General features: G+C 61.8%; 22 protein-coding genes. 5 read left to right on the top strand and 17 right to left on the bottom strand.

The annotated features are described in order from the left end of the window. The first annotated feature begins 381 nt into the window (after positions 1-381). Both RQH14_RS08595 and iolB read left to right on the top strand, forming a co-directional pair. Complete coding sequence (locus tag RQH14_RS08595) at positions 382-1122, top strand: GntR family transcriptional regulator (protein ID WP_311212877.1); 741 nt, start codon at positions 382-384, stop codon at positions 1120-1122. Positions 1123-1142: 20 nt separating this feature from the next. Continuing rightward, positions 1143-2036, top strand: coding sequence for a 5-deoxy-glucuronate isomerase (gene iolB, locus RQH14_RS08600; protein WP_311212878.1), 894 nt, complete (start codon positions 1143-1145; stop codon positions 2034-2036). 78 nt (positions 2037-2114) lie between these two features. Here the strand turns inward: iolB and RQH14_RS08605 are convergent, their stop codons facing one another. From RQH14_RS08605 to RQH14_RS08635, 7 genes are all read right to left on the bottom strand, one after another. Continuing rightward, positions 2115-3149, bottom strand: coding sequence for a Gfo/Idh/MocA family oxidoreductase (locus RQH14_RS08605; RefSeq protein ID WP_311212879.1), 1035 nt, complete (start codon positions 3147-3149; stop codon positions 2115-2117). Positions 3150-3173: 24 nt separating this feature from the next. Beyond that, positions 3174-4235 (bottom strand): Gfo/Idh/MocA family oxidoreductase, encoded by a 1062-nt coding sequence (locus tag RQH14_RS08610; RefSeq protein ID WP_311212880.1) that lies wholly within the window; start codon positions 4233-4235, stop codon positions 3174-3176. Then, entirely contained in the window at positions 4232-5230 is a 999-nt protein-coding gene (locus RQH14_RS08615; RefSeq protein WP_311212881.1) for a Gfo/Idh/MocA family oxidoreductase, read from the bottom strand. Before RQH14_RS08615 ends, RQH14_RS08610 begins: the two co-directional genes overlap by 4 nt. Positions 5231-5333: 103 nt before the next feature. Further along, positions 5334-6260, bottom strand: coding sequence for an ATP-binding cassette domain-containing protein (locus RQH14_RS08620; protein ID WP_311212882.1), 927 nt, complete (start codon positions 6258-6260; stop codon positions 5334-5336). 11 nt (positions 6261-6271) lie between these two features. Continuing rightward, a complete protein-coding gene (locus tag RQH14_RS08625) occupies positions 6272-7318 on the bottom strand; it encodes an ABC transporter permease (RefSeq protein WP_311212883.1) in 1047 nt (348 codons plus the stop codon). 54 nt (positions 7319-7372) lie between these two features. After that, positions 7373-8368: a substrate-binding domain-containing protein gene (locus tag RQH14_RS08630; protein ID WP_311213066.1), complete on the bottom strand. Its 996-nt coding sequence runs from the start codon at positions 8366-8368 to the stop codon at positions 7373-7375. 142 nt (positions 8369-8510) lie between these two features. Next, a complete protein-coding gene (locus RQH14_RS08635) occupies positions 8511-9530 on the bottom strand; it encodes a LacI family DNA-binding transcriptional regulator (RefSeq protein WP_311212884.1) in 1020 nt (339 codons plus the stop codon). A 150-nt stretch (positions 9531-9680) separates the two neighbouring features. On the opposite strand from RQH14_RS08635, the gene RQH14_RS08640 reads away from it, so the two are divergent. The 3 genes from RQH14_RS08640 (at position 9681) to RQH14_RS08650 (ending at position 13010) form a co-directional block, all read left to right on the top strand. Further along, positions 9681-10868: a Gfo/Idh/MocA family oxidoreductase gene (locus RQH14_RS08640; RefSeq protein ID WP_311212885.1), complete on the top strand. Its 1188-nt coding sequence runs from the start codon at positions 9681-9683 to the stop codon at positions 10866-10868. Continuing rightward, a complete protein-coding gene (locus RQH14_RS08645) occupies positions 10865-11887 on the top strand; it encodes a sugar phosphate isomerase/epimerase (protein ID WP_311212886.1) in 1023 nt (340 codons plus the stop codon). Before RQH14_RS08640 ends, RQH14_RS08645 begins: the two co-directional genes overlap by 4 nt. Before the next feature lie 100 nt (positions 11888-11987). Next, positions 11988-13010 carry a Gfo/Idh/MocA family oxidoreductase gene (locus RQH14_RS08650; RefSeq protein WP_311212887.1) on the top strand — a complete coding sequence of 341 codons (1023 nt, stop codon included), beginning with the start codon at positions 11988-11990 and terminating at the stop codon, positions 13008-13010. A gap of 105 nt (positions 13011-13115) precedes the next feature. On the opposite strand, the gene RQH14_RS08655 is transcribed toward RQH14_RS08650, so the two are convergent. From RQH14_RS08655 to RQH14_RS08700, 10 genes are all read right to left on the bottom strand, one after another. After that, on the bottom strand, positions 13116-14570 hold the full coding sequence (locus RQH14_RS08655) for a sugar porter family MFS transporter (RefSeq protein WP_311212888.1): 1455 nt from the start codon (positions 14568-14570) through the stop codon (positions 13116-13118). 25 nt (positions 14571-14595) lie between these two features. Next, the gene (locus RQH14_RS08660; protein WP_311212889.1) at positions 14596-15468 is read right to left on the bottom strand and encodes a sugar phosphate isomerase/epimerase family protein; all 873 of its coding nucleotides are present in this window, start codon (positions 15466-15468) and stop codon (positions 14596-14598) included. A gap of 10 nt (positions 15469-15478) precedes the next feature. Then, complete coding sequence (locus RQH14_RS08665; protein ID WP_311212890.1) at positions 15479-16492, bottom strand: Gfo/Idh/MocA family oxidoreductase; 1014 nt, start codon at positions 16490-16492, stop codon at positions 15479-15481. Between the two features lie 48 nt (positions 16493-16540). Then, complete coding sequence (locus RQH14_RS08670) at positions 16541-17458, bottom strand: sugar phosphate isomerase/epimerase (RefSeq protein WP_311212891.1); 918 nt, start codon at positions 17456-17458, stop codon at positions 16541-16543. A 37-nt stretch (positions 17459-17495) separates the two neighbouring features. Continuing rightward, complete coding sequence (locus RQH14_RS08675) at positions 17496-19007, bottom strand: CoA-acylating methylmalonate-semialdehyde dehydrogenase (protein ID WP_311212892.1); 1512 nt, start codon at positions 19005-19007, stop codon at positions 17496-17498. A 30-nt stretch (positions 19008-19037) separates the two neighbouring features. Then, positions 19038-20984 carry a 3D-(3,5/4)-trihydroxycyclohexane-1,2-dione acylhydrolase (decyclizing) gene (gene iolD / locus RQH14_RS08680; protein ID WP_311212893.1) on the bottom strand — a complete coding sequence of 649 codons (1947 nt, stop codon included), beginning with the start codon at positions 20982-20984 and terminating at the stop codon, positions 19038-19040. Between the two features lie 6 nt (positions 20985-20990). Continuing rightward, on the bottom strand, positions 20991-21953 hold the full coding sequence (locus tag RQH14_RS08685) for a deoxyribose-phosphate aldolase (protein WP_311212894.1): 963 nt from the start codon (positions 21951-21953) through the stop codon (positions 20991-20993). Beyond that, positions 21950-22966 carry a 5-dehydro-2-deoxygluconokinase gene (gene iolC, locus RQH14_RS08690; protein ID WP_311212895.1) on the bottom strand — a complete coding sequence of 339 codons (1017 nt, stop codon included), beginning with the start codon at positions 22964-22966 and terminating at the stop codon, positions 21950-21952. The genes RQH14_RS08685 and iolC overlap by 4 nt, the downstream gene beginning before the upstream one ends. 229 nt (positions 22967-23195) lie before the next feature. Then, complete coding sequence (locus tag RQH14_RS08695) at positions 23196-23600, bottom strand: tautomerase family protein (RefSeq protein ID WP_311212896.1); 405 nt, start codon at positions 23598-23600, stop codon at positions 23196-23198. Positions 23601-23679: 79 nt separating this feature from the next. After that, positions 23680-24399, bottom strand: coding sequence for a sigma-70 family RNA polymerase sigma factor (locus RQH14_RS08700; protein ID WP_311212897.1), 720 nt, complete (start codon positions 24397-24399; stop codon positions 23680-23682). Positions 24400-24403: the final 4 nt, after the last annotated feature.

The following is a 24403-nucleotide window of genomic DNA, read 5'->3' on the forward strand; positions in this document are numbered from 1 at the left end:
AACACTAAAAGCAGGATGGGACGGGTTCTCTCATCTACTTCTACTCGTCCCACTTTAACGCCGATAATCTACATTATGTAAAGCAAAAAGAATGAGGCCCTCCCCGAGGGCCCGCACCCAACCGCATCGCGGCTTGCCACATTCCCTTCAGTTCGCACCTAACTCCGAGTCCATGCATCCGGCGTTGGGCTGACGTCAGGACATGACGCACCTGCCCTTGCTGCAGGAAATGGCCGTCTTCGCCGCACTTGACCCTTGCTGCAGTCCTGCTAGTATCGAAAAAACGAAGGCATGTCCTATCAAAAGAACAAAGGGTGACATACTCGGCTCGCCGTACGTAGTGGCGGAGCGGAGGTGAGCCGGGAACGCGGGGAACATTCAGTGGCGAATCAACTTGGTCTGAACATCGACCGATCCTCCCCCGTACCCCTTTACCATCAGGTTGTCCAAGGCATCGAAGCCGCGATCCACAGCGGGCTCCTGGAGCCCGGAAGCCGGTTGGATAACGAAATCGATCTCGCAGCGCAGCTCAACTTGTCCCGGCCCACCATGCGTAAAGCCATGGATGAACTGGTCCGTTCCGGCCTTCTGGTCCGCAAACGGGGCGTAGGAACCCAGGTGGTCTCCAGCCAGGTCCGCCGCCCGCTGGAGCTCTCAAGCCTGTTTGACGACCTCACGAACAATGGCAAGAAACCCACTACGGAAGTACTGAGCTTCTCCCATATGGAGGCTGACGCGCCAACTCTGGCAACTCTGCAGCTCCCTGCCGGTTCCAAGGTCTACCACTTCACCCGCCTGCGCAAAGTGGGCGGAAAGCCATTGGCGCTGATGGAGAACTGGGTCCGCGACGACATCGCCACCATGGACGAAGCCATGCTTGCGGCAGAGGGCCTCTACTCGATTTTGCGCAGAGGTGGCGTGAACTTCCGCCTGGCCACGCAGCGCATCGGCGCCATGATTGCCAATGACTATCAGGCACCCCTTCTGGAAACCGACGTCAACTCTGCTTTGGTCACCATGGAACGTACCGCAGTGGACGACACCGGACGACGGGTCGAAACCGGCCATCACGTCTACCGCGCCGACTCCTACAGCTTTGAAATGACTCTCGTACAGCGCTAAACGCAAAGGACTCCCCTGCCATGACCAATTGGGTCTACCCCCTGGGCACTGCCGCCGACGGCGACTGGGATATTTCACTCGGAACCTCCGACTCCGCAACGGTGGTGGACGGCTGGACCCATACGGGCCTGAAGGTCGCCACCCTCGCCGCGGGCACCGCCGTCGAACTTCCGGCGGACAGTGAGGAACGGATTGTGGTTCCCCTCAATGGATCGTTCACTGTCACGGTGGACGGCGTCGAACACCCCCTTGCGGGACGACCATCCGTATTCAACGGGCCCAGTGACGTCTTGTATTCAGGCATAGGCAAAGCAGTCACCATCAGTTCGTCCGACGGCGGCCGCGTCGCCGTCGCCACCGCCCCGGCACAAGCCTCCTACCCAACGCGGCTTGTTATGGCTGCTGAGACGCCGGTTGAATTGCGTGGGGCCGGCAATTGCTCACGGCAAGTCCACAATTTCGGGACGCCCGCAGCTCTGGAAGCAGACCGTTTTATTGTCTGCGAGGTCATCACCCCCGCCGGCAACTGGTCCTCCTATCCCCCGCATAAGCATGACGAGGAGAAGGACGGAGAAACGCATCTCGAGGAGATCTACTATTTCGAGACCCAGGTTGCCGCCGGCTCCGGTGCTCCCTCCAATGCGGATGCCATTGGCTACCAGCGGGTATATGCCTCTGATGAGCGCCCCATCGATGTTTCGGCAGAAGTCCGCACAGGTGACGTAGTCCTGGTCCCCTACGGCTGGCATGGCCCCGCCATGGCTGCTCCGGGCTATGACATGTACTACCTCAACGTGATGGCTGGTCCCGGACCGGTCCGCGAATGGCTCATCAGCGACGACCCCCACCACGGCTGGGTTCGGCAGAGCTGGGACGGCCAGGACATCGACCCGCGGCTTCCGTTCGGGGTTTAATCCGGCCCGTGGCCTTTCGCTGCAAAAAGAAAGCCTCCTCCTGAATCCGTTGGATCCTGGAGGAGGCTCTTTTGTTCGTCAGAACGTGACTGTCAAAGCCACCTTGACCGGTGCTCCGGTGACCAGCGATTCCTGGGCCGCGTCTGCCACCCGGGATGCAGCCACGGCATCTTCCGGCCTACACGGGTTCTCCCGCTCGCCCAGAATCAACTCAACGAATGCCGCCATTTCGGAGCGGTATGCCCGGTCAAAGCGCTCGGCAAAGGTCTGGTGCGGATTCCCTGCCGGGAAGGTGACACCCGGTTCAGCCGAAACCATGGCGGTCTTCGGGTCCAGGCCCACCATGACTGAATTCTTGGAACCCTGGATCTCCAGGCGGACGTCGTGGCCTGCCCCGTTGTAGCGGCTTGCCGAGACCGTTCCCATGGTGCCGTCGTCGAAAGTGACAACAGCCAGTGCCGTGTCGACGTCGCCCACATCGCCAATGGCCGGATCACCGTTGTTTGATCCCTTCGCATACACCTCAACAATTTCCCGGCCTGTCAGCCAGCGGAGGATGTCGAAATCGTGCACCGAGCAGTCGCGGAACAGACCGCCGGATGTCGCCAGGAACTCCACGGGCGGCGGCGTCATATCGCAGGTAACGGCCCGCAACGAATGGATCCACCCCAATTCCCCGGCCTGGTAGGCACGTTGTGCTTCAAGGTAGCCCGCGTCGAACCGGCGTTGATGGCCGATCTGCACCACGCCGTTGTTGTCCCTGACGTAGTCCAGCACCGGAAGCGCGTCAGCCACGTTCATTGCCACCGGCTTCTCGCAAAAGACCGGAATGCCAGCGTCCACTCCGGCCCGAATAAGCTCGGGGTGTGTCCCTGTTCCTGTTGCTATGACCAAGCCGTCCACACCGGAGGAGATAAGGTCCGCGACCGTCGGCACAAATTCAGCGCCGAGGTCCGCCGCGACCGCCCTCGCGTGGTCAGCGGCCACGTCAGTGAGGCGAAGCCCCACCGTGACACCTTTGTTGCCAAGGCCTGCGTTCAACGCAGTGATGTTGTTCGCGTGCATGACGCCGATGCGTCCCACGCCGACCAGGCCGAGAATGATGTCTTTCATGATGTTCCTTCCGGGAAAGTACTGCTACAGGATCGGGGTGGGCTGAGCCGGCACGTCGCCTTCGCCAGGGAACACGATTCCCAGCTGGCGGCGGATCTCGTCAGCGACTTCAAGTGTGCGAATGGAATCCGCGAGCCTTCTTTGGCTCGCCTGCAGGCCACCTTCGGCAATGGTGCGGGCCACGGCTGCTGCCTCGTAGTGCAGGCCGTCAGAATGTCCGCCTGCTGCTTCGTCGTAGCGAAGCCGGCGGCCCTCAGGGAATCTGACCTCGAACGGGCCAGGCATGTTGAAGGGGCCTTCAATCACCAGAGTGGCCTTCGTACCTACAATCGTTGCTGCGGTGGGCGTGAAATTGTGCAGGTGGGTGTTCACGGTTGCCTGCGCACCGCCGTCGAAGGTCATGATGGCTGAAAATTGTGCGTTGACCCCTGTCTCGTGGGGTTGCCCCAGTGCATGAAGCCGGAGCGGACTGCCCAACACCTCCGTGACCAGTGCCAGCGGGTACGTGCCGAGGTCAAGAAGCGGGCCTCCGGCCAGTTCGGGATTGAAGATGCGGTGGGAGGGATCGAAGTGCTCACCATACTCGGCAACAACGGTGGTGATGGTACCGAGCGTTCCTGCCTCCAGGAGTTGCCTGATCACATCGAATTTCGGCAGGAAGAAGGTCCACATGGCTTCGGCGGCAAACACTCCCGCGGCTCCTGCCCGCGAAGCAATGTCCCTCGCCTGGTGGGCATTGAGCCCAAGGGGCTTTTCGATCAGTACGTGCTTTCCGGCGTCGATCGCCAACACCGCTGATGCGTAATGCGCAGTGTGGGGCGTGCACACGTAGACAATGTCCACGTCCGGAGCGGCGGAGAGTTCCTCATAACTGCCATAGGCGGCAGGTACGTTGAATAATTCCGCAAAGGCTTTCGACCGGCTCAGCGAACGGGATCCGACGGCGGTTATCACCTGCCCGGTATGCGCCTGGACAGATTCTGCGAACCGTTCGGCGATCCACCCCGGCCCCATGATGCCCCAGCGAAGGGCCGGAGCATCCCGGGATTCCGGAACGCGGGACTGTGGAAGCAAAGCAAGCGTCATGAGTAGCTGACTTTCGTCGAGGCGCCGTTGCTGTGCAGTGATTGGATCATTGCCTGCGCAACGAGGGCAGCGTTGAGTCCTTCCTGCGCGCCCGCCAATGGCGGCTTCTCTCCGTTGGCAAGTGCGGAGATCCAGGCCTGCAACTGGATCCGGTACGCGTCGGCGAAACGGGGGCGCCAGTCAGGCGGGATGACCCGCTGTCTTGTTCCGTCCTGTTCCATGCCGAGAAGGGAAGCATCCTGCAACGCCGTGGTTCCCAGCTCGGAGACCACCTCGCAGCGGGTGGTGTAGCCATACCGGGCATTGAGGAAGAGCTCCAGCGTGGTGAGTGTTCCATCTGCGGTACGAAGTGTCATGAAGGATGGATCCTGCAGCCCGTCTCCTGCGTTTCGGGTGCTTTTTCCTGCCTGCCACGACACTTCCGCAATGGGCGAGTCCAAGAGCCAGGGAATGATATCCAGCTCGTGAATGGCCGAATTGGTAATGGCGGATTCCGAGGTGGTTCCGGGCGCTGCGGAAGCATTGCGGCTTGTGCAATGAACCACCAAGGGCTCCCCCTGCAACCTCTCCTGCACGGTATTCCGGAGTGCCACGTAGCCCGGGTCAAAGCGCCTCATGAAACCAAGGGACAGAAGCGAGCTTCCCGTTGCGGCAACCATGTCGGCGTCGGCAGCCACCACTTCCAGACTTTCCAACAACGTCGGTGCCAGCGGCTTCTCGCACAGCACCGGGGTCATCGCCTCGAAGCACTCCAAAACCAAACCGGCGTGCGTGGAATCGTGCGAGGCAACCACCACGGCGTCCACCACACTGGAGTTGATCAGTTCTGACGGGTCCGTAGTGACGCGTGCGGAAGCCGGCGCCGCCGCGGCGGCGCGTTCGGCGTCGAGATCTGCCACAAAAGTGACTTCGGCTCCGCCGATGGTGGTGGAGAGGTTCCTGATATGGTCCGCGCCCATGATTCCGGCGCCGATGACGCCTACCCGGATCGGCATAGTGTTCCCTTCTGATTTATGACGTGAGATCCGTCTGGATGGCGTGCACAGCGACGCGGGGTGCTCCGGAACAAGCACCGGAACACCCCGCCTCCTGCGCGCGTCAGGCGTGTTTCGGGCTGCCGGCGTTCACAGTTTCGTCGACGTCGGCTACCTCGGCCTTGACCGCTTCGACGACGTCGCCATGGCCCCCCAACTGCTCCAGCTCGTGGGCGAGTTCGGCAAGCTCTGCACCGCCGGCCATCTGAGCAGTCAACTCGTCCAGGGTGATGTCCTTCTTGTCGTAGTAGCCAATCGATTTGCCGCGCTTGAGCAGCAGGAACCGATCACCCACGGGGAAGGCGTGGTGCGGGTTGTGGGTGATGAAGATGACGCCGAGGCCGCGGTCGCGGGCCTGGAGGATGTAGCGCAGCACCACACCTGACTGTTTGACGCCCAACGCCGCCGTGGGTTCGTCCAGAATGAGGACTTTCGCGCCAAAGTACACGGCACGGGCAATCGCGACACACTGGCGTTCACCGCCGGAAAGCTGTCCAATGGGCTGCTCCACATCGCGCAGGTCAATGCCCATCTCGGCCAGTTCCTTGAGCGTGATGGCCTTCATCTGTTCAACATCCATGCTCTTGAACGGTCCGAAGCCCTTGGTAATCTCCGAGCCGAGGAAGAAGTTCCGCCAGATCGGCATCAACGGAACCACTGCAAGGTCTTGGTACACCGTTGCGATGCCGGCATCCAAGGCATCACGGGGGGAACCAAACTTTCGTTCCTCCCCCATGATGTTGAGCAGGCCTTCGTCATGCTGGTGGAGGCCGGCGATGATCTTGATCAGCGTTGACTTGCCCGCGCCGTTATCGCCCAGTACGCAGGTCACACGGCCGTTGTCCACGGCCATGGTGACGTCGCTCAGCGCGATGATGTTGCCGTAATGTTTGCCCACTCCTTCCAGGGAGAGAAGGTGCACGGGTGTGTGGGTCAGGGGGTCGCTCTCGTTCTTAAGCAGCGTCTCCTGGTCGATTGCTTTGGCATTCATTTCCTTGCCCCTTACTTGAGTTCCGCGCGGCGCTTGACGATGAGGTTGACGATGGTGGCGAGCAACAGCATCAGGCCCAGGAAGAACTTGAACCAGTCCGGGTTCCACTGTGCGTACACAATCCCCTTGTTGGCCATGCCGAAGATAAACGCACCGATGGCGCCACCCACCGCTGAACCGTAGCCACCTGTGAGAAGGCACCCTCCGATGACTGCGGCGATGATGTAGAGAAACTCATTGCCCACGCCTTCGCCGGACTGCACCGTGTCGAAGGCGAAGAGGTTGTGCATGCCCAGGATCCAACCGCAGAAACCAACGCCCATGAACAGACCAATCTTTGTGGCCTTGACCGGGACACCAACCGCCCGGGCGGCATTCGCGTCACCTCCAACTGCGAAGATCCAGTTCCCTACCCGGGTCCGCATGAGAACCCAGGTTGCGACCGCTACGAGGGCGATCCAGATGAACACTGTGATCTTGACGTCGATGCCCGCGATGTTCACCGACGAGGCGAAGACCCCACGTGCGGTGTCGAAGCCGTCCATGTTCGAGATGGATGGTGAGGAGACGGAGCCACCGATCAACCGGGTCAAACCCAGGTTCAGGCCGGTCAGCATCAGGAACGTTGCGAGGGTGACGATGAAGCTGGGGAGTTTGGTCTTCATGAGGATCCACCCGTTGATGAAACCGATGGCCAGTGACACCAGCAAGGCCAGGATCACACCGACCCAGACGTTTGTGCTGAAGTACCAGCTGAACATCGAGGCAGTCAGGGCCGAAGAGATCACAGCGACACCTGTGGAGAGGTCGAACTCTCCACCGATCATCAGAAGTGAGACTCCAACCGCCATGATTCCGATGGTTGAGCTTCCATACAGCACGGTTGCGAGGGCGTTGGGTTGGGTGAACGTCGGGGAGACCAAAGCAAAGAAGATAAAAAGTACGATGGCGCCGACGAGGGCACCAACCTCGGGCCGCCCGAGCATCTTTTGCAATGGGCTGCGGCGTGCGACCCGCTCATCAAGGGCGGGAGGAGTGAGCTTTTGAGTGATGGTCATAATAATTCTCCTTGTTGCCGGGCCGGCCGCGGGGCCAGCCCGGCCAACTGGCTGTTAGCGGATACCCTGTTCAGCGAACTTCAAGACGTCGGCAGCGTTGGACTGATCAACGATGGCCGGTCCGGTGAGCACTGACTGCCCGCCACCGACTTTGAAGCCGCCGCGCTTGTTCTGCCACAAAGCATCCACGGCCCCGTAGCCCTGGAGCCACGGCTGCTGGTCCACAGTGAACAGGACGCTGCCATCGGCAACCTTTTGGGCGAGTTCCTTATTGAGATCGAAGCTCGCCACCTTTGCCGAACTCCCGGCCGTGCTGACTGATTTCAACAGCGTCAGGGTGATGGGAGCACCGAGACCGATGATGACGTCGGCATCCTTGGAGGCCTGCAGTTTTGCAGTGGCCGTAGACTCCACCGATGTCATGTCAGCTCCATTGACGTAGAGGATCTCCGTCCCAGGGACTTTCGCCTTAACACCTGCGCACCGGGCTTCCAGTCCTACGTGCCCTTGCGCCTGGATCACGCATACCGGGTGCTTGTAGCCTCCCTCTGCCAGGCGCGTACCCACTGCCTCGCCGGCGAGCTTTTCATTTGAACCGAAGTGCGTAAACGCTCCAAGCTGGGCGGAGGCCGCCTCGCCGGCATTGAAGCTGACGATCGGAATGCCGGCGTCCGCTGCCTTTTTCAAGGCATCTTTCAGTGCATCCGGGGTGGCGAGCGTTACGGCGATGCCGTCCACCTTTTGATCCACGGCCTGCTCAATGAGCTGCGCCTGCCGGCCGGCCTCCGGATCGGAGGTGTACAGGAGCTCCACATTGTCCTTAGCCGCGGCTTCCTCAGCACCCTTTCGTACGGTGTCCCAGAAAGTGTCACCCGCCGGTGCGTGGGCGATCAACGCAATCTTCATCCGCTCCGTGGTGGCCACCTGGCCTCCCCCACCGGCGGAGCCAGCCTCGGGAGCCCTCCCGCCGCTACTCGAACAAGCACTCAAAGCCACCATCGGCACAACTGCCGCTACCAGTGCTGCTTTGCGCCACGAAAAACCAGTCACCATAATCTCCTTTGATTCCCAGGCCCGGGCCGCCACCTTGCAGCCTCCGGAGCACCGTCTACGTTTGATCATGGTGACTTGGCTCACGAATGTCAATAGTTTGTCCTGACATTAGTATGTTTGGACGTGGCGGCCCCAAACCTCAATGCCTGACTGCCGGTACAGCCGTTGTTCCCCTGACAACCAAGGCAGGATCGATCAATTTTCTGTGGGGGCCCGGGGCGTGGCCCTGGATTCGATCCAGCAGAACCCGCGCCACCTCCATGCCCACCAGGTCGCTGCGGTTATCCACGGACGTCAGCTCCAAAAAGCGCGACTTTGCCAAGGATGAATTGTCGTAACCGACCAACGAAATATCCTCCGGCACCGCCAGGCCGCGGGACTTTATGGCGCCGAGGGCGCCCAGCGCCATAGTGTCGTTGGCAGCGAAAATCGCCGTAATGCCAGGATGATGGTCCAAAAGCCAGCACGCGGAAGCGTAGCCGTCCTCTTCCGAAGTACCTCCCCCCTCCCCCGCAACCACCAGATCCATACCGGCCTGCCGGGCGCGCCCCTGAAAACCTGCCCTTCTGTGGGCAGCGGCACCACCCGATCCCGAAAGGTGTCCGAGGCTGCGGTGCCCGAGGCGCAGAAGGTGGTCCGCGGCCATGGCGCCGCCACCGTCGTCGTCGTTGGTTATCAGGCTTACCTCCGCCGGCACGCCATGACGCCACCCGGCCACGACCGTGGGAACCACCGCGCCGCCCAGCACGCCTGCCCCAGGTTCCGCCGCGATGACCAACCCATCAACGTGCATCGCAAGCAAGCCATCGGCAGCGTCCTTGATGCGGTTTTCACCCGGACGCGAGTCAGCGAGCATGACTTGGAAGCCCGGCTCCGTCAGGACGGATTCCATACCGCGCAGCAGGTCAACGAACCAGAGGTTGCGATAGTCATCGATGACGAGCCCGATACTTTTGGTCCGGTTGCTCGCCAGCGTGGTCGCCGCCCGACTGGGGCGGTATCCCAACTCCGCAATCGCATTCCGGACCGCCTCACGGCGCTTGTCACTGACCCGGTCAGGATTCTGCAGGACCAGCGAAACCAGCGACGGCGAGACGCCGGCCGATTTTGCGACATCGTAAATAGTTGGTCGTCGCGCCTGGGGAATGCGTGGATTCATGAGGCATACCCCCCACGGGCGTGGTCGTCGATCAGACGATGATTGACAGGACATATAGACATAGCTACGCTCAAAGTCAGCATACAAAATTGTAGCGCTACAAAATGCCGTTGAGCCTCCCCGCCGCGGCTGAATTTCAAAGGAGAAATCATGGCTGACAGCCTTGGTGTCGCGGTTATCGGCGCAGGTATGGCCGGTAAGGCCCACGCGGCGGCCTACCGGACAGCGTCTACCCTCTACAGCCCGGTGCTGCCGCAGATCCGATTGGTTTCCATTGGTGACGTCAACGCCGAATTCGGCTCGCTCGCTGCGCGCCGCTTTGGCTACGAGCGGCATGACTACTCGTGGCAGGCTATCGCCGAAGCCGACGATATCGACGTAGTCAGCGTGGTCATTGCCAACTCACTCCACCGCGAGGTAGTTGAAGGCCTCCTGGCCGCTGGCAAGCATGTGTTGTGCGAGAAGCCCCTCAGCGATTCGTTGGAGGACGCACGCGCCATGGCCGAAGCTGCGCAGGCTGCCGAAGGCCGCGGAAACCTGGCCCGAATCGGCTTCACCTTCCGCCGCACCCCGGGCATTGCCTACATCCGGGACCTCATTCAGAACGGCGTTCTTGGCAACGTCCTGCACTTCAGCGGCCGGTACTGGACCGACTACGGCTTCAGCCCGTCCGCCCCCATGAGCTGGCGCTATAAGGGCGGCCCCGGTTCCGGCGCGCTGGCCGACGTCGGAAGCCACCTGACCTATGTCTCCGAATTCTTGTGCGGCGACATCAAATCCATCAGCGGCGGCCGCCTGACCACCGCGATCGACAAGCGGCCCCTACCGCTGAGCGCCGTCATGGGTCATGACCACGTAGCCGTCAGCGACACCTTCGAGGCTGTCGAGAACGACGACTACGCAGCCTTCAACGCAGAGTTCGCCAACGGCGCCGGCAGCTTCGAAGTCTCTCGCGTCGCCGCAGGCCACGCCAACAGCCTCCAGTTTGAGGTCTTCTGCGAAAACGGCGCAGCAAAGTTCGACCAGCGCCGCCCCAGCGAAATCCAACTGTTCCTCAACGACGGGTCCGGCAGCGAGAATGGCTATCGCCAGGTCATCCTCGGCCCTGGCCACCCCTACATCACTGGCGGACTGGCCATGGACGCTCCGGAGGTCGGCTTCGGCCAGAACGACGCGTTCGGTTACCAGGCCCGCGCGTTCCTCGAAGAAGTGGCAGGTCTGAGCAATGAAGAATCACTGCCCCGCTGCGCCACGTTCGACGACGGCGTACGCAACATGGAACTCCTCGGCGCCGTCACCGAATCGGCCCTGAACAACGGAAAGAAGATCCAGCTATGAAGCTCGGCGTCTACAACGCGATTCTCCACGACCGTCCGCTGCCGGAGGCTTTGAAGGTCATTGCCGATCTGGGTCTCACGGGAATTGAGATCAACACCGGCGGCTTCCTGCCGGCCGTGCACGTCCCAACTTTTGACGAGATCCTCCAGAGCGATGCCGCCCGCGACGATTACCTCGGAATTTTCGAGGGTACCGGCGTTTCCATTGCAGGCTTGAATTGCAACGGCAACCCGCTGCACCCCAAGCGCGAAATCGGTGAGAAGCATGCCGAAGACATCCGCCGCTCCATCCGCTTGGCCCAACGCCTGGGACAGAACCGTGTGGTGACCATGTCCGGTCTGCCCGGTGGCGAGCCCGGAGCCACCACGGTCAACTGGGTGGTCAATGCTTGGAATTCCGCAGCACTGGACGTGCTGGACTATCAGTGGGGGGTAGCCGCGGAATTCTGGAAGGAAACCGACCGCCTTGCTGCGGACCATGGGGTGAAGGTGGCATTGGAGCTTCACCCGCAGAACATCGTCTTCAACACCGCGGACGTCTACAAACTGATCGAGCTCACGGGCGCCACGCACGTCGGGGTTGAGCTGGACGCTTCCCACCTGTTCTGGCAGCAGATGGACCCGGTCGCTGTAGTCCGCGAACTCGGCCCGCTGGTGTTCCAGGCAGCCGCCAAGGATGTCCGGGTCAACACGGAGAATGCTGCACTCTATGGCGTATTGGACAACAGCTTCCGCCGGCTTTCCGCAGACGAAACCCGCACCAACCTCGGCGGGGACGAGTGGGCCAACGAATGGCCGAAGAACTCCGCCTGGGACTTCGTGGCCCTGGGCCGGGGACACGACACTGGGTTCTGGACAGAGTTCCTCCGCGCACTGCATGAGGTGGACCCGGAGATGCTGGTCAACATCGAGCATGAAGACGTCTCCCTCGGCCGGATCGAAGGATTGCAGGTGGCAGCCCAGGTCCTGCTGGACGCAGATTCGGCTCTTTCAGCATCTTTGAAGCCTGCCCAAGCCTAAACAACAATGAATCGTCGGGTATGACATCCCGACTCTGAGGGGACGGCGCCAACGCGCCGCCCCCCTCTCTTTTACCCACTACATCATCAGGAGGAAAGATATGCGCATTGGCATCGTCGGATACGGAGCAGGGGGCAAGTACTTCCACGCTCCGTTCATTGAAGCAGCCGAAGGCATCGAGCTGGTGGGGGTTGTAGCCCGTTCGGAGGCAACCAAGGCATCTGTCGAGTCGGACTTTCCGGGGCTGCCCACCTACGCGAGCCTTAGCGGGCTCTTCGCCGCCGGCGTGGATGCCGTCACCATCACCACCCCACCGCACACCCGCTATGACCTGGTGATGGAGGCCATTCGTTCGGGCGTCCATGTTGTGGCTGACAAGCCATTCGCCCCTACCGCCGACGCCGCGCGCGAACTGGCAGAAGCGGCAACGCAAGCAGACGTCGTCTTGAACGTTTTCCATAACCGCCGCCGGGATTCGGACATCCTGACGCTCGCCAAGGTGTTGGCATCAGGCGAGCTGGGAGAGCTATGGCGCGTGCATTCCATCATGGACCAGGACAACGCAGACAGCTTGGAAGTTGGTACCAGCGGCGGACTTCTCAGGGACCTGGGCAGCCATTTGGTGGACCAGATGCTGTGGCTGCTGGGGCCGGTGGGCCACGTGCACGCGACCCTCGACTGGACTGACCGGTTCGGGGAGCGAACGGACTGCGGCTTCTTTGTCACCATGACCCATGCCTCGGGAGCAGTCTCCACCGTGTCCGCCAGTAAGCTGAACCACTCCACCACTCGGGAACTACGCGCCTACGGCAGCGAGGGCAGCTACATCGCCTCGGGATCCGATGTTCAAGCCGATGCCTTGATGCAGGGACTCAGGCCGGCAACGGATCCCGGATCGTGGGGCATCGACGCACAGGAGAATTGGGGAACACTGTCCCGCAGGGGCCGGCGTGGGCTTGTCCCGTCCGCGCAGGGAAACTACGCCGGCTTCTACACAGAGTTCGCGAGGGCAATCCGGGGCGAAGGCCCCCAACCCGTTCCGGCGTCTGAAGGGATCCATACCCTCGAAGTCCTGGACGCGGCCCGCCGCAGCGCGCTGGAGAATGTTGTCATTGCACTCTGAAGGGGCCCTGCTCCAGGCGCAGAAAACGCCCGATGCCTGCCGGCGTCGGGCGTTTTCTGCATGGTTATCAACAAGCACAGCCTCGGAGGGAAGTGATTCTGCCAGTCAGCCGGTGGCTCCGGCCTTCTCTTTGAAAAGGTGCTCCAGTTCCTCAAGAGACTTGCCTTTGGTCTCCGGAACAGTGCGCTTGACCCACACAATGGCACACAGCTGCAGCGCCACAAAGATGAAGAATGTCGCGGAGACTCCCATCAGCGAGACCAACTGCGGGAAGAAGAATCCGATCAGGAAGTTGATCATCCACAACACAAAGACGCAGATACCCATGCCGATGCCACGGACGTGCATGGGGAAGATCTCGGACATGGTCAGCCATGTCACGGTTCCAATACATCCCTGCATGGAAGCAAGGAACGTCACCATGAACAGCAACACCAGGTAGCCACGCAATGTACTCTCCGGCAAGGCAAGGGAAATGAGCGCAATGGCCGTCAGTGATGACGCGGTCCCAATCAACCCCACAATGAGCATGGGTTTCCGGCGCACCCGCGTCATCAAGTACATGCCTACGATGACGGCTGCCACGGACGTCATGCCGTTGAGGACGTTGGCAATCAGGGCCCTTTGGTCCCCGAAACCTGAGGAGGACAAAATGGTGGTCCCGTAATACATGATGGCATTGACGCCGCTGATCTGGTTGATGATGGCCATGCCAAGGCCGACCACGAAGATCCTGCGTATCCAAGGCACGGCGAGATCCTTGAACGTGCCGAGCTTGGACTGATAGTCCTCCCTGGCCGCTTGGCGTACTTCGTCAAACTCAGCCCCGACATCCCCTGCACTCCGTGTGGAGCGCAGCACTTCCAGGACTTCGCCGAATCGACCGGCTGACGCCAGCCAGCGTGGGCTCTCCGGCAGGACGAGCATGCCGAACCACAGAATCACGGCGGGAAGCGTGGCAATCACCAGCATCCAGCGCCACACGTGCATCTCTTCAGGGAACAGGTTTCCCAGCACCGCATTGGAGGTAAAGGCCAGGAACTGGCCGGTGACGATCATGAGTTCGTTCTGCGTGACGATCCTGCCGCGCTGGGCAGCCGGCGACATCTCGGCCAGATATACGGGAACGATGACCGAGGCACCGCCGACGGCGAGACCCAGGACTGTACGGGCAAGGACCAGGAGCTCCGTGCTTGGCGCCAGGGAGCAACCCACGGTGGCAAAGGCGAAGATCAGGGCCAGGCCCATGATCGTCTTGCGCCGTCCAAACCGGTCAGACAGCCGTCCGGCGCTGATCGCCCCGAATGCTGCGCCGAACAGCAGCGTTGAGGTGACAAGACCCTCGGTCAGCGGAGTCAGGCCGAGGTCCTTCTGCATGAACGGTAAGGCACCATTGATCACGCCGGTGTCATAGCCGAACAGCAGTCCGCCGAACGTGGAGAACAGCGCTACCTTGCGGAGGAATTTCTTTGGATCAGACGGCTTGCTGGTCTTCCCGGGAAAGGTGGGAGGGACAGCTGGCCGACCAGTTTCGGTCTCGATGGAAGAAGACTTGGTCATGGTTTCCTTTTCTCGCTACCGCCCCTTAGTTTGTCCGGGCAACATAGTCCACCATTGTCTTGAGCTGGTAGCGGGAAACATCTTCCGCGTTCTCATCCTCGGCGAAGACTGACGAGACCATCACGGTGTTCTCCTTGTCCAGGAATCCGATCTCCTTCAGACCACCAAAGAACTCCTCCCAGTTCACGTCACCATCGCCGATCTTGAGGTGCTGGTGGACACGGACGGCATTGCCGGGCGGGTTGGTGATGTAGCGGAGGCCGTGGGAGGCGTGGTGGTTCATGGTGTCGGAGACGTGCACCAGGCGAAGCTTGTCCCCTGCCGCCCGCATGATCTCCAACGGCTTGTTTCCCATGTGGAAACTGTGCGAAGCAACGTAAACCATCCCGATGTTCGGCGAGTTGACGCCCCGGATGACGCGCAGGGCCGCCAGCCCGTCTTCCACGAAGTCATCAGGGTGCGGATCTATGAGCACGTCCATGTCTTCGCGTTCAATGATCGGCAACAACTCTTCCATGGAGCGGTAGAACGCGCGCTCTGATTCCTCGGCCTTCTCCGGACGGCCGCTGAACTCGGTATTCATGGTCTGGACGCCCAAGTCAACCGCGATCTGGATGGCACGCTTCCAATAGCGAACGGCTGCCTCCCGGGCATCCTCGTCCGGCCCCGACCAGCGAAAAACGGGCAGGACAGAGGCGATTTCGACGCCGGCGTCCTTACACGCTGCTTTCAGCTTGGCCACCAGTTCGTCATCCGCCTTGGGGTGGTTGAAGAACGGGATGAGGTCCGCGTGCGGTGTCATCTGCAGGTACTTGTAGCCAAGGTCTGCAGCTACCCGGGGGAACTCCAACAAGCTATGGCTATGGTGGAACGGCGTGGGATCAAGTGCGATCTTCATGGCTCATCCCCTACTTGTAAAGATCCGGTTTGGTGTTCAGCTGGACTTTGACCTTTTCGCCGGACTTCTGGGCTTCGACGCCTGCCTCACAGCAGGCAGCGGTGGCATAACCGTCCCAGGCGGTCGGACCGCCGATGTCGCCGCGAAGGGCGGCGTCCACCCAAGCCTGCACCTCGACGTCGTACGCTGCTCCAAACCGGTCCTCAAAGCCGGGCGTGACGTTGCCGCCCCACTTGCCCGCGCTTTGAACGTAGGGGCCGTTGTCGCCACCGATGCTGACGATCCCGTCTTCGAAGGACGCCTGGGTGGCCACCTGGTAGCCGAACTTTGCGTTGACATAGATTTCGACGTCGGCCAACACCCCGGTCTCGGTTTCAAGCAGCACATGCTGGGGGTCGTGCTGGCCGTTCGGTGCATTGCGGGTGGGCTTACCCAGACGGACCTGCACGGAGGTGATTTCCTCACCAGTGAAGTAACGGATCGCGTCGAACTCGTGGACTACGGAGTCGTTGATCAGCATCTCGTTGGTGAAGCCCGCAGGTGTGCTCGGGTTGCGGTGCTGGTGGTGCAGCATCAACAACTCCCCCAATTCGCTGTTGCGGATGATGGCACCCAGTGCCGAGTACTCGGCATCGAAGCGGCGCATGAAACCCACCTGGATGCGTTTGTGGCCCAAGGCCTGCTCAGCCTGGACAACCTTCCACGCACTTTCGGCGTCCGGTGTCAGGGGCTTCTCGCAGAGAATCGGGAAGTCTTTCTCCAGGGCCTTGTACAGGATTTCCTCGTGGAGGAAGCCGGGGGTCGCGATCAGGACGGCGTTCACGTCGCCGTTGTTCAGCGCCTCGTCGGCACTGGACGACGCGACGGCGCCATCGATGCCCTCGATGGCGGCTTGCGCCCGGGCAAGGTCAACATCGACGACGGCGGCAACTTCAGCCCCGTGGATGCGGGTGCTGAGGCGCTTGATGTGGTCCGCACCCATGCGGCCCGCACCGACGACGGCAACGCGGAGAATCTTGGTCACTGTTTTTGTCCTTCGTGAAGTTCTTCTGGATGGCTGTTGCTGGCAGTGTTACTGGACCCTGGTACGGGATCCGCAGGACAGCAAATAATTGCGGGTTCGCTTGGCGATCGGCATGGGTACGTCGAAGGCTACCGGGTACATGTCTTGTTCCACGATGCCGAAGACCGGCCGGTCGAGGGCTTCGACGGCTTCGATGACGGCGCGCAAATCAGGGAGGCCGTTCGGCGGCTCTGTCATGACACCGGCCAGGTTGGCGGCTGCCCAGGTCATGTTCTTTTCGTTGACCTCGGCCAGGACCTCAGGATTGATCTGTTTCAAATGCAGGTATCCGATGCGGTCCGGGTGGTTCTTGATGAGTTCCAGGCTGGACGCGCCGCAGTACTCCGCGTGCCCAGTGTCCAGGCAGAGGTTCAGGTACCGCGGATCCGTGGCAGCAAGAAGGGTCTCGATGTCCTGCTGGGCACCAACGTGGGAGTCCGCGTGCGAGTGGAACTGTTGGTGCAGCCCGAAGTCCTCCAAGAGGACCTTGCCCATGCGGTTGTGGCCTGCGAACAGGTCAGCCCATTGCTCGTCCGTGAGTTCGCCGTTCTCCACAGCTTCGCCAGTAACATCGTCGCGCCACATCGCGGGGATGACCACGATGTGTTCACCGCCCATGGCAGCAGTGAGTTCGGCCACCTTGCGGGCCGGCTCCCACGCTTCGTCGTACTGCCTCGCACCGCGGTGGAACGCCGTGAATACCGTACCCGCCGTGACTTTGAGGTCGCGCTGCTTCAGTTCCTCAGCCAGCCGGGTGGGGTCATTGGGCAAGTAGCCATACGGCCCCAGTTCAATCCACTTGTAGCCGGACTCCGCTACTTCATCCAGGAATCGCTCCCATGGGGTCTGCTGGGGGTCATCTGCGAACCAGACGCCCCAGGAATCGGGGGCGGTGCCGATGATCAGCTTGTTCTCGACATCAGTCATGACGGCGTTGTCTTCCTTTGCGGCGGTGGGGACGGATTTAGTTGGAGGGGAAGTTGTAGGAGGCGCCGGAGGCGTGGGTGGGTTCGGGCCAGCGTGAGGTGATGACTTTGCCGCGGGTGTAGAAGGAGACGCCCTCGGGGCCATAGATGTGCTTGTCGCCGAAGAGGGAGTTCTTCCAGCCGCCGAAGGAGTGGTACGCCACCGGGACGGGCAGGGGCACATTGATGCCGACCATGCCCACAGTGACCGAGCGCTGGAACTTCCGTGCCGCGGCACCTGAGGAGGTGAAGATCGCGGTGCCGTTGCCGTAGGGGTTGGAGTTGATCAACGCGATGCCTTCTTCGAGGTCGGCGACGCGGACGACGACCAGGACGGGGCCGAAGATTTCTTCGGTGTAGGCGGTCATTTCGGTCTTGACGTGGTCGATCACCGTGGGGCCTACCCAGAAGCCGTCCTCGTGGCCGGGGACCACGAGGTCGCGGCCGTCAACCACCATGGCCGCGCCGGCGGTTTCAGCTTCCGTGACGATCTTGACGATCCGTTCCTTGGAGGCCGGGGTGATGACCGGACCCATTTCGGCGTCGGGTTCGGTGCCGTTCTTGACCGTCACAGCCAAGGCGCGTTCTTGAACCTTCTTCACGATCAGGTCCGCAGCGTCCCCCACGGCAACGGCGACGGAGATGGCCATGCAGCGCTCTCCCGCAGAGCCGAAAGCGGCAGCAGCGAGGTGGTCTGCTGCGTTGTCCAGGTCGGCGTCGGGCATCACGATGGCGTGGTTCTTTGCCCCGCCCAGGGCTTGGACGCGTTTGCCGTGCTTGGTGGCGGTCTCGTGGACGTACTGGGCGATCGGGGTGGACCCGACGAAGGAGATGCCGTCCACGTCGGGGTGGGTCAGGAGCCCGTCGACGGTTTCCTTGCCGCCGTGCAGGACTTGGAACACGCCGTCGGGCAGGCCGGCCTGCTTCCAGAGCTTGGCCAGGAGCATCGGCGCGGACGGGTCACGCTCGGAGGGCTTAAGGATGAAGGCGTTGCCCGTGGCGATGGCCATTGGCGCCATCCACAGGGGCACCATGACCGGGAAGTTGAACGGGGTGATACCTGCCACGACGCCCAGGGGTTCGCGGAACGAGAAGACATCGATGCCGGTGGACACCTGGTCGGAGTAGTCGCCCTTGAGCAGCTGCGGGATTCCGCAGGCGAACTCGATGACTTCCAGGCCGCGGCCGATCTCGCCCTTGGCGTCGGAGAGGACCTTGCCGTGCTCGGCGGTGATCAGCTCGGCGAGGTCATCCACGTGAGCTGCGACGAGCTCACGGAACTTGAACAACACCGCAGTGCGCTTGGCCAGGGAAAAATCACCCCAGGACACGGCCGCCTCCTTCGCGGCAGCGACGGTGGTGTTCAGGTCAGCCTCATTGGCCAGGCGAAGTTCAGCCGAAACCTGGCCGGTGGCGGGGTTGTACACGGGCTGGGTGCGGTGGCCCTCGCCGGTGGTTTCAGCACCGTTGATGAAGTGGTGAATGGTGGTCAGTGTGGTCGTCGTCGACATGTGCGGACTTCCTTTTTGGTCTTTGGGTTTCTAGCCGAGCAGTTTGCGCTGGCGGTTCTTATGGTCGGTATACGTCTTGTATGCCTGCTGGGTGGATTCGAGGTCGGAGACCTGCGAGACGGGAACGTCCCACCAGGCCTCGGAGCTCGGTGCGTCCAGCAGAGGATCGGACTCGACGTGGATGACGATCGGCCCGGTTTCCGGAGCGGCTTTGGCTTCCTTGATGGCAGCGCCGAGGGCTTCGATGACGTGCTCCCCCGGTTCGATCCGGATGACTCTCGCACCGAGGGATTCGGCGTTGGTGGCGAGGTCGATGGGAAGGTTCTCGCCGGCGTCGAAGCTGTGCTGCTCCTTGTCCAGCACACGGTACTGCGTGCCGAAGCGCTGCGAACCGAGGGATTCGGAGAGCGAACCGATGGAGGCGTAGCCGTGATTCTGGATGAGGACCACAATCAGCTTGATGCGTTCGGCGACGGCGGTGACCAGTTCGGTGTGCATCATCAGGTAGGAGCCGTCCCCCACCATGACAACGACATCCCTGTCGACGCCGCCACCGGCGGCTTCGGCCAGGGCTGCGCGCTTGACGCCCAGGCCGCCGGGGATTTCGTAGCCCATGCAGGAGTAGGCGTATTCCACGTGGTATCCGAAGGGGTCGCGGACGCGCCACATCTTGTGCAGGTCACCGGGGAGCGATCCCGCGGCGCAGATCACCACATCCTGGTCATCCATGGCCTTGTTGGTCGCGCCGATGATCTCGTTCTGGGCCGGCAGCGGAGTGTAGCGGGTCTCGAAAGCCTCGTTTACGATCGCGTTCCAGCGCTTCTTCTCGGCTTCGACCTTCTGTTCGAGGTCAGCGCCGACGCGGTAATCGCCCAGCGCCTGGTTGAGCTTCACCAGTGCCTTGCGGGCGTCGGCGACGATCGGCAGTGTGGTGCCGTGCTTGTAAGCATCGATAGGGGCGACGTTGATGTTCACGAAGCGCACGTCGGGGTTCTGGAACGCCGTGCGGGACGCGGTGGTGAAGTCCTCGTACCGCGTGCCGATCCCGATGATGAGGTCCGCTTCCGCAGCGATGGCGTTGGCCGCCGTCGTACCGGTTGAACCGACGGCACCGAGGGAGAACTTGTGGTCCCACGGCAGGACGCCGACGCCTGCCTGCGTGTTGCCTACCGGGATGCCTGTCAGCTCAGCGAACCTGGCGAGCTCGTCGTTGGCGTAGGCGTAGAGGACGCCACCGCCCGCGATGATCAGCGGGCGCTTGGCGGCGCGGATGGCCTCCACGGCGCGGCGAATGTCGTCGTCCTCGGCCTCGGGTCGGCGGATCCGCCACTCCCGCTCGGCCAGGAACTCTTCGGGAACGTCGAGGGCCTCGGCCTGGACATCCTGCGGCAGCGAAATGGTCACAGCGCCGGTCTCGGCCGGGTCCGTCAGGACCCGCAGTCCGTGGTGGAACGCGGAGAACAGCTGCTCCGGACGGGACACCCGGTCGAAGAACCTGGACAACGGGCGGAACGCATCGTTGACGGTGATGTCATACGCGTACGGGAGTTCCAGCTGCTGGAGCACGGGGTCAGCGGCGCGGGTGGCGAACGTGTCGCTTGGCAACAGCAACACGGGCAAGCGGTTGGTGGTGGCCAGGGCCGCACCGGTGAGCAGGTTCGAGGAGCCCGGACCGATGGAGGTGCTGATGGCGAACGTCTGGCGACGGCGTGTGTGCCGGGCGTACCCAACGGCCTGATGTACCTGGGCTTGCTCATTGCGGCCCTGGTAGTACGGCATGATCGTAGGGTCCACGGCCTGGTATTGCTTGAGCGCCTGGCCGACGCCGGCCACATTGCCGTGACCGAAAATGCCGAAGGTACCCGGAATCAACCGCTCACGGTACTCCACCCCATTGATGGAGTCCACGGTGTACTGCTTGGAAAGGAACTCGACCACGGCCTGCGCCACGGTCATCCGACGGGTTGCTGTACCCATTGCTAGCTACTCCGATACTTTCACTGGAATACGTTCTGACAAGCCTCGATCTCCTGAAACGGTCGCCGTAGGCGCCGTATGGTTCAGCAGCGAGGCGGCCGTCGCCACGGCACCGGCCACGTCGCCGTCGGCCGGGTAAAGAAGTGTCCGCCCAACGGTGAGTCCCTGAACGCCGGGCAGTGCCAGGGCTGCCTGCCAGCTGGCGAAGATCTCGTCCTGCGTCCCGGCAGGGTCTCCGCCCAGCAATACGGTGGGAAGCGTGGTGGAGGCCATGACACGTTCCATCTCTTCCACCACAGGCAGTTTCATCCAGGTATAAGCGCTGGTCGAACCCAAGCCTTCGGCGATGCCAACCGATTTGATAACCGCGTCCGCGCGGAGGTCGTTGCGCACTTTGCCATGCGAGTCACGCACCGAGAGGAAGGGCTCCACCATGGCAATGAGTTTGCGTTCAGCCAAGGAGTCGATGGCCTTGGCCGTTGACTCCAGGGTGGCCACGGTGTCCGGATCGCCCAAGCAGATGCGCGTCAGCATTTTTCCGCCGTCCGCACCGAGCGCATCCAAGGCGGCCGCGGTGTGTCCGGTGAAGCGGTCGTCGAATTCATTGACCAGTCCGGCCAGGCCGCCGCGGTTCATGGAACCGAAGACGAGCTTGCCTTCGAGGGCACCCAGGAGCAGGAGGTCATCCATGATGTCCGGCGAGGCCAGAATGCCGTCAACGGCCGGATTCGACAAAGCAATCTGCAAACGATCCAGAAGGTCTCTGCGATCAGCCATGGCCATCGGCTGCGAACCAACGGACAGTGCGCCGCGGGCCGGGTGGTCCGCTGCAACGATAAAGTTCTGCGTACCGTGCTTCAGTCCTGGATGCCTGCGCCGGGTGGCGGCTGCCCGTGCTACCGCCTCCGGATCTTCCAACCGGACCCGGCTCAAGTGCTCATACCGGCGGGGGTCATCATTCAGGCTCATCGCACTGCTCCTTCAGCAAGGGTGGACGCCGTAAGTGCAGCACCGGGCACAGGCCTGCCACGCTCTGCCAGCAGCGAGGTGACCTCATCCGGCGTCGGCATTGCATCGGCGCAGGATAGGCGGGAAGCGACGATCGCACCGGAGGCGTTGGCGTAGTCCAGCACCTCGGAAAGCGGCCACCCCGACAACAAACCGTGACAGAAAGCGCCGCCGAAGGAATCGCCGGCACCCAGGCCATTGACGGTTTCCACGGGGACCGGGGCGGAAACCACGCGTTCGGTACGGGTCTTGGCCATGACACCTTCGGGCCCGAGCTTCACGACAGCAATTTCGACGCCGGCAGCCAGCAGGCGGTCCGCCTGCTCATCAGGAGTTCCCTCCCCCACAGCGACAGCGCATTCCTTGTCGTTGCCGATCGCCACAGTCACGTGCGGGAGAACTTTCGCAATCTCCCCACGCGCCTCCTCTTCGGAAGCCCAAAACATAGGACGGTAGTCCAGATCCAGGATGGTGAATTGGCCATCCTTGAGTTCGATACGGGGACGGGCTTCGTGCGCTTTGATGTGGGCGCTGCGGCTCGGTTCCTGGCAAAGGCCGGTGACCGTGGACCAGAAGATCCCTGCGTCACGGATGGCCACAAGATCGAGGTCTTCAGCCCTGATCTGCAGATCCGGGGCGGTGGGAAAACGACCATAAAAGTACAGGGGGAAGTCTTCCGGCGGCTTGATCGCGCAGAAAGTCACGGCCGTGGGGTACTCCTTGACCGGGGAGACAAAAGAATCGTCCACGTTGAACTTGCGCAGTTCCCGGTGGAGGTAGTTGCCGAACGCGTCGTCCCCGGTGCGGGTAATGATTCCCGTGCGGCGACCATGACGAGCGGCAGAAACGGCCACGTTGGAGGGCGAACCTCCAAGGTATTTGCCGAACGACGTCACGTCCTCCAGGTCCACCCCAATGTCGTTCGGGTAGATATCAACGCTGATGCGCCCGATCGTAAGCAGTTCGTGGGTCACGATGATCGTTGACCTTTCTCTTGTGAACTCTGAACCTTTGAGCGCTGGGCCCCAATGCCTTGCCACCCCTCAGTGAGCGGGGCCACATGACTACTCTGCACCAGAATCAATGTCCTGTCAAAGGTTTGTACTGACATATTTACAACGAAACCTAGTCGCCATGAAAGGCTTTCGGGAAGACGCGCGCCGCGGGGTTTGGGCGCGACGCCGCTGAGAGTGGCGGCAGGGGCTACTTTCGGGGAACCGACAATTCGCCCGTCACATACTGGGCGCGGCCAAAGCCAAAAGACCAGTCGCTTGCAGTGTTCTCCACATACCCAAGGAACACATCCTCGCCAGCGATCCCGACCTCACCCAGCCGGGCGGCAATCGCGGCATAAAGGGACTGCTTCGCCTCCTGGCTCCGCCCTCCCTGGGTGAAGATCTGAATCATGACGACGTTCGACGTCCGCTCAAAACCCAGCCCGGCGTCCTGGGCGAAAATCTGGCCCGCGGCATGCTCCGTAACGATATGGAAGTAGTCGCGCTCAGGGATACCGTACTCAGCAAGAATCGCATCATGGATGCTTCGGCTGATACCGCCCAGAACTTCCGGGCTCCTGCCAGCGATAACATCAATTCGAACCAGTGGCATATCGAACCCTTCAATAGTTTGTCCTGACATACTAACAAACTGGGTTGAATGCGTGCAAGGTACCGGTCAGTCCCCTGCCTCAGGTCACCGACGCAGCATCGCTTCTGGGCCGCTCAGTCATGGCTTCATCGATCTCTTTGAGGTAAGCAACCACGTCGGCACAACGGGGGCAGCCGGCCAGATGGTGGGCAATGCGTTGCCGCGCAGCCTTCCGCACTGCGTCTCGAACGAACTTGCCGAAATGCCGGGAGAAGTCAGTGCACGGACTGTCGGGCGTCCGGCCCACATGTTCCTGGAGGTATGCCTGACGCAGGCCCTCCCTCGCCCTGATAAGCAATGAGGAAACCCCGTTAGGGCTCAGTTCCATGACACGCCCTGTGGCCGCCGGCTTCAGACCCTCAACTTCGACACACCACAGCACGGCCTGCCACCGCACCGGCAACGAACGGAAGGCACGCATCAATATCGTTGCCTCAAAGGCCTTGATCGTTGAGTTTTCATCGAGGACCAGAGCATCCATAACGCTGCCATAGCCCAAGGTGGCAGTCCGTCGGCTTCGGATGTTCCTGCGATGCGCCATCCGCCGGACGGTGGTGGTCAGATACGCCTGAAAGGACTCCCGGGGCCCCTTGCCTGCCAGTAAGGCCTCCAACACCGAGGCGAAAGCCTCCGCGACCACATCTTCCGCGTCGCTGGAGTTGTCCATTTCAGCACGCGCTACGTAGCCCGCCACCGTTAAATGGCTTCGGTACAGCTCACTGAAGGCCGCCAGGTCCCCCTGGCGAACCAGGTCAACCAACAGG

This window comes from Arthrobacter sp. WCS2018Hpa-7 (assembly GCF_031843805.1).
Classification (GTDB): Bacteria; Actinomycetota; Actinomycetes; order Actinomycetales; family Micrococcaceae; genus Arthrobacter.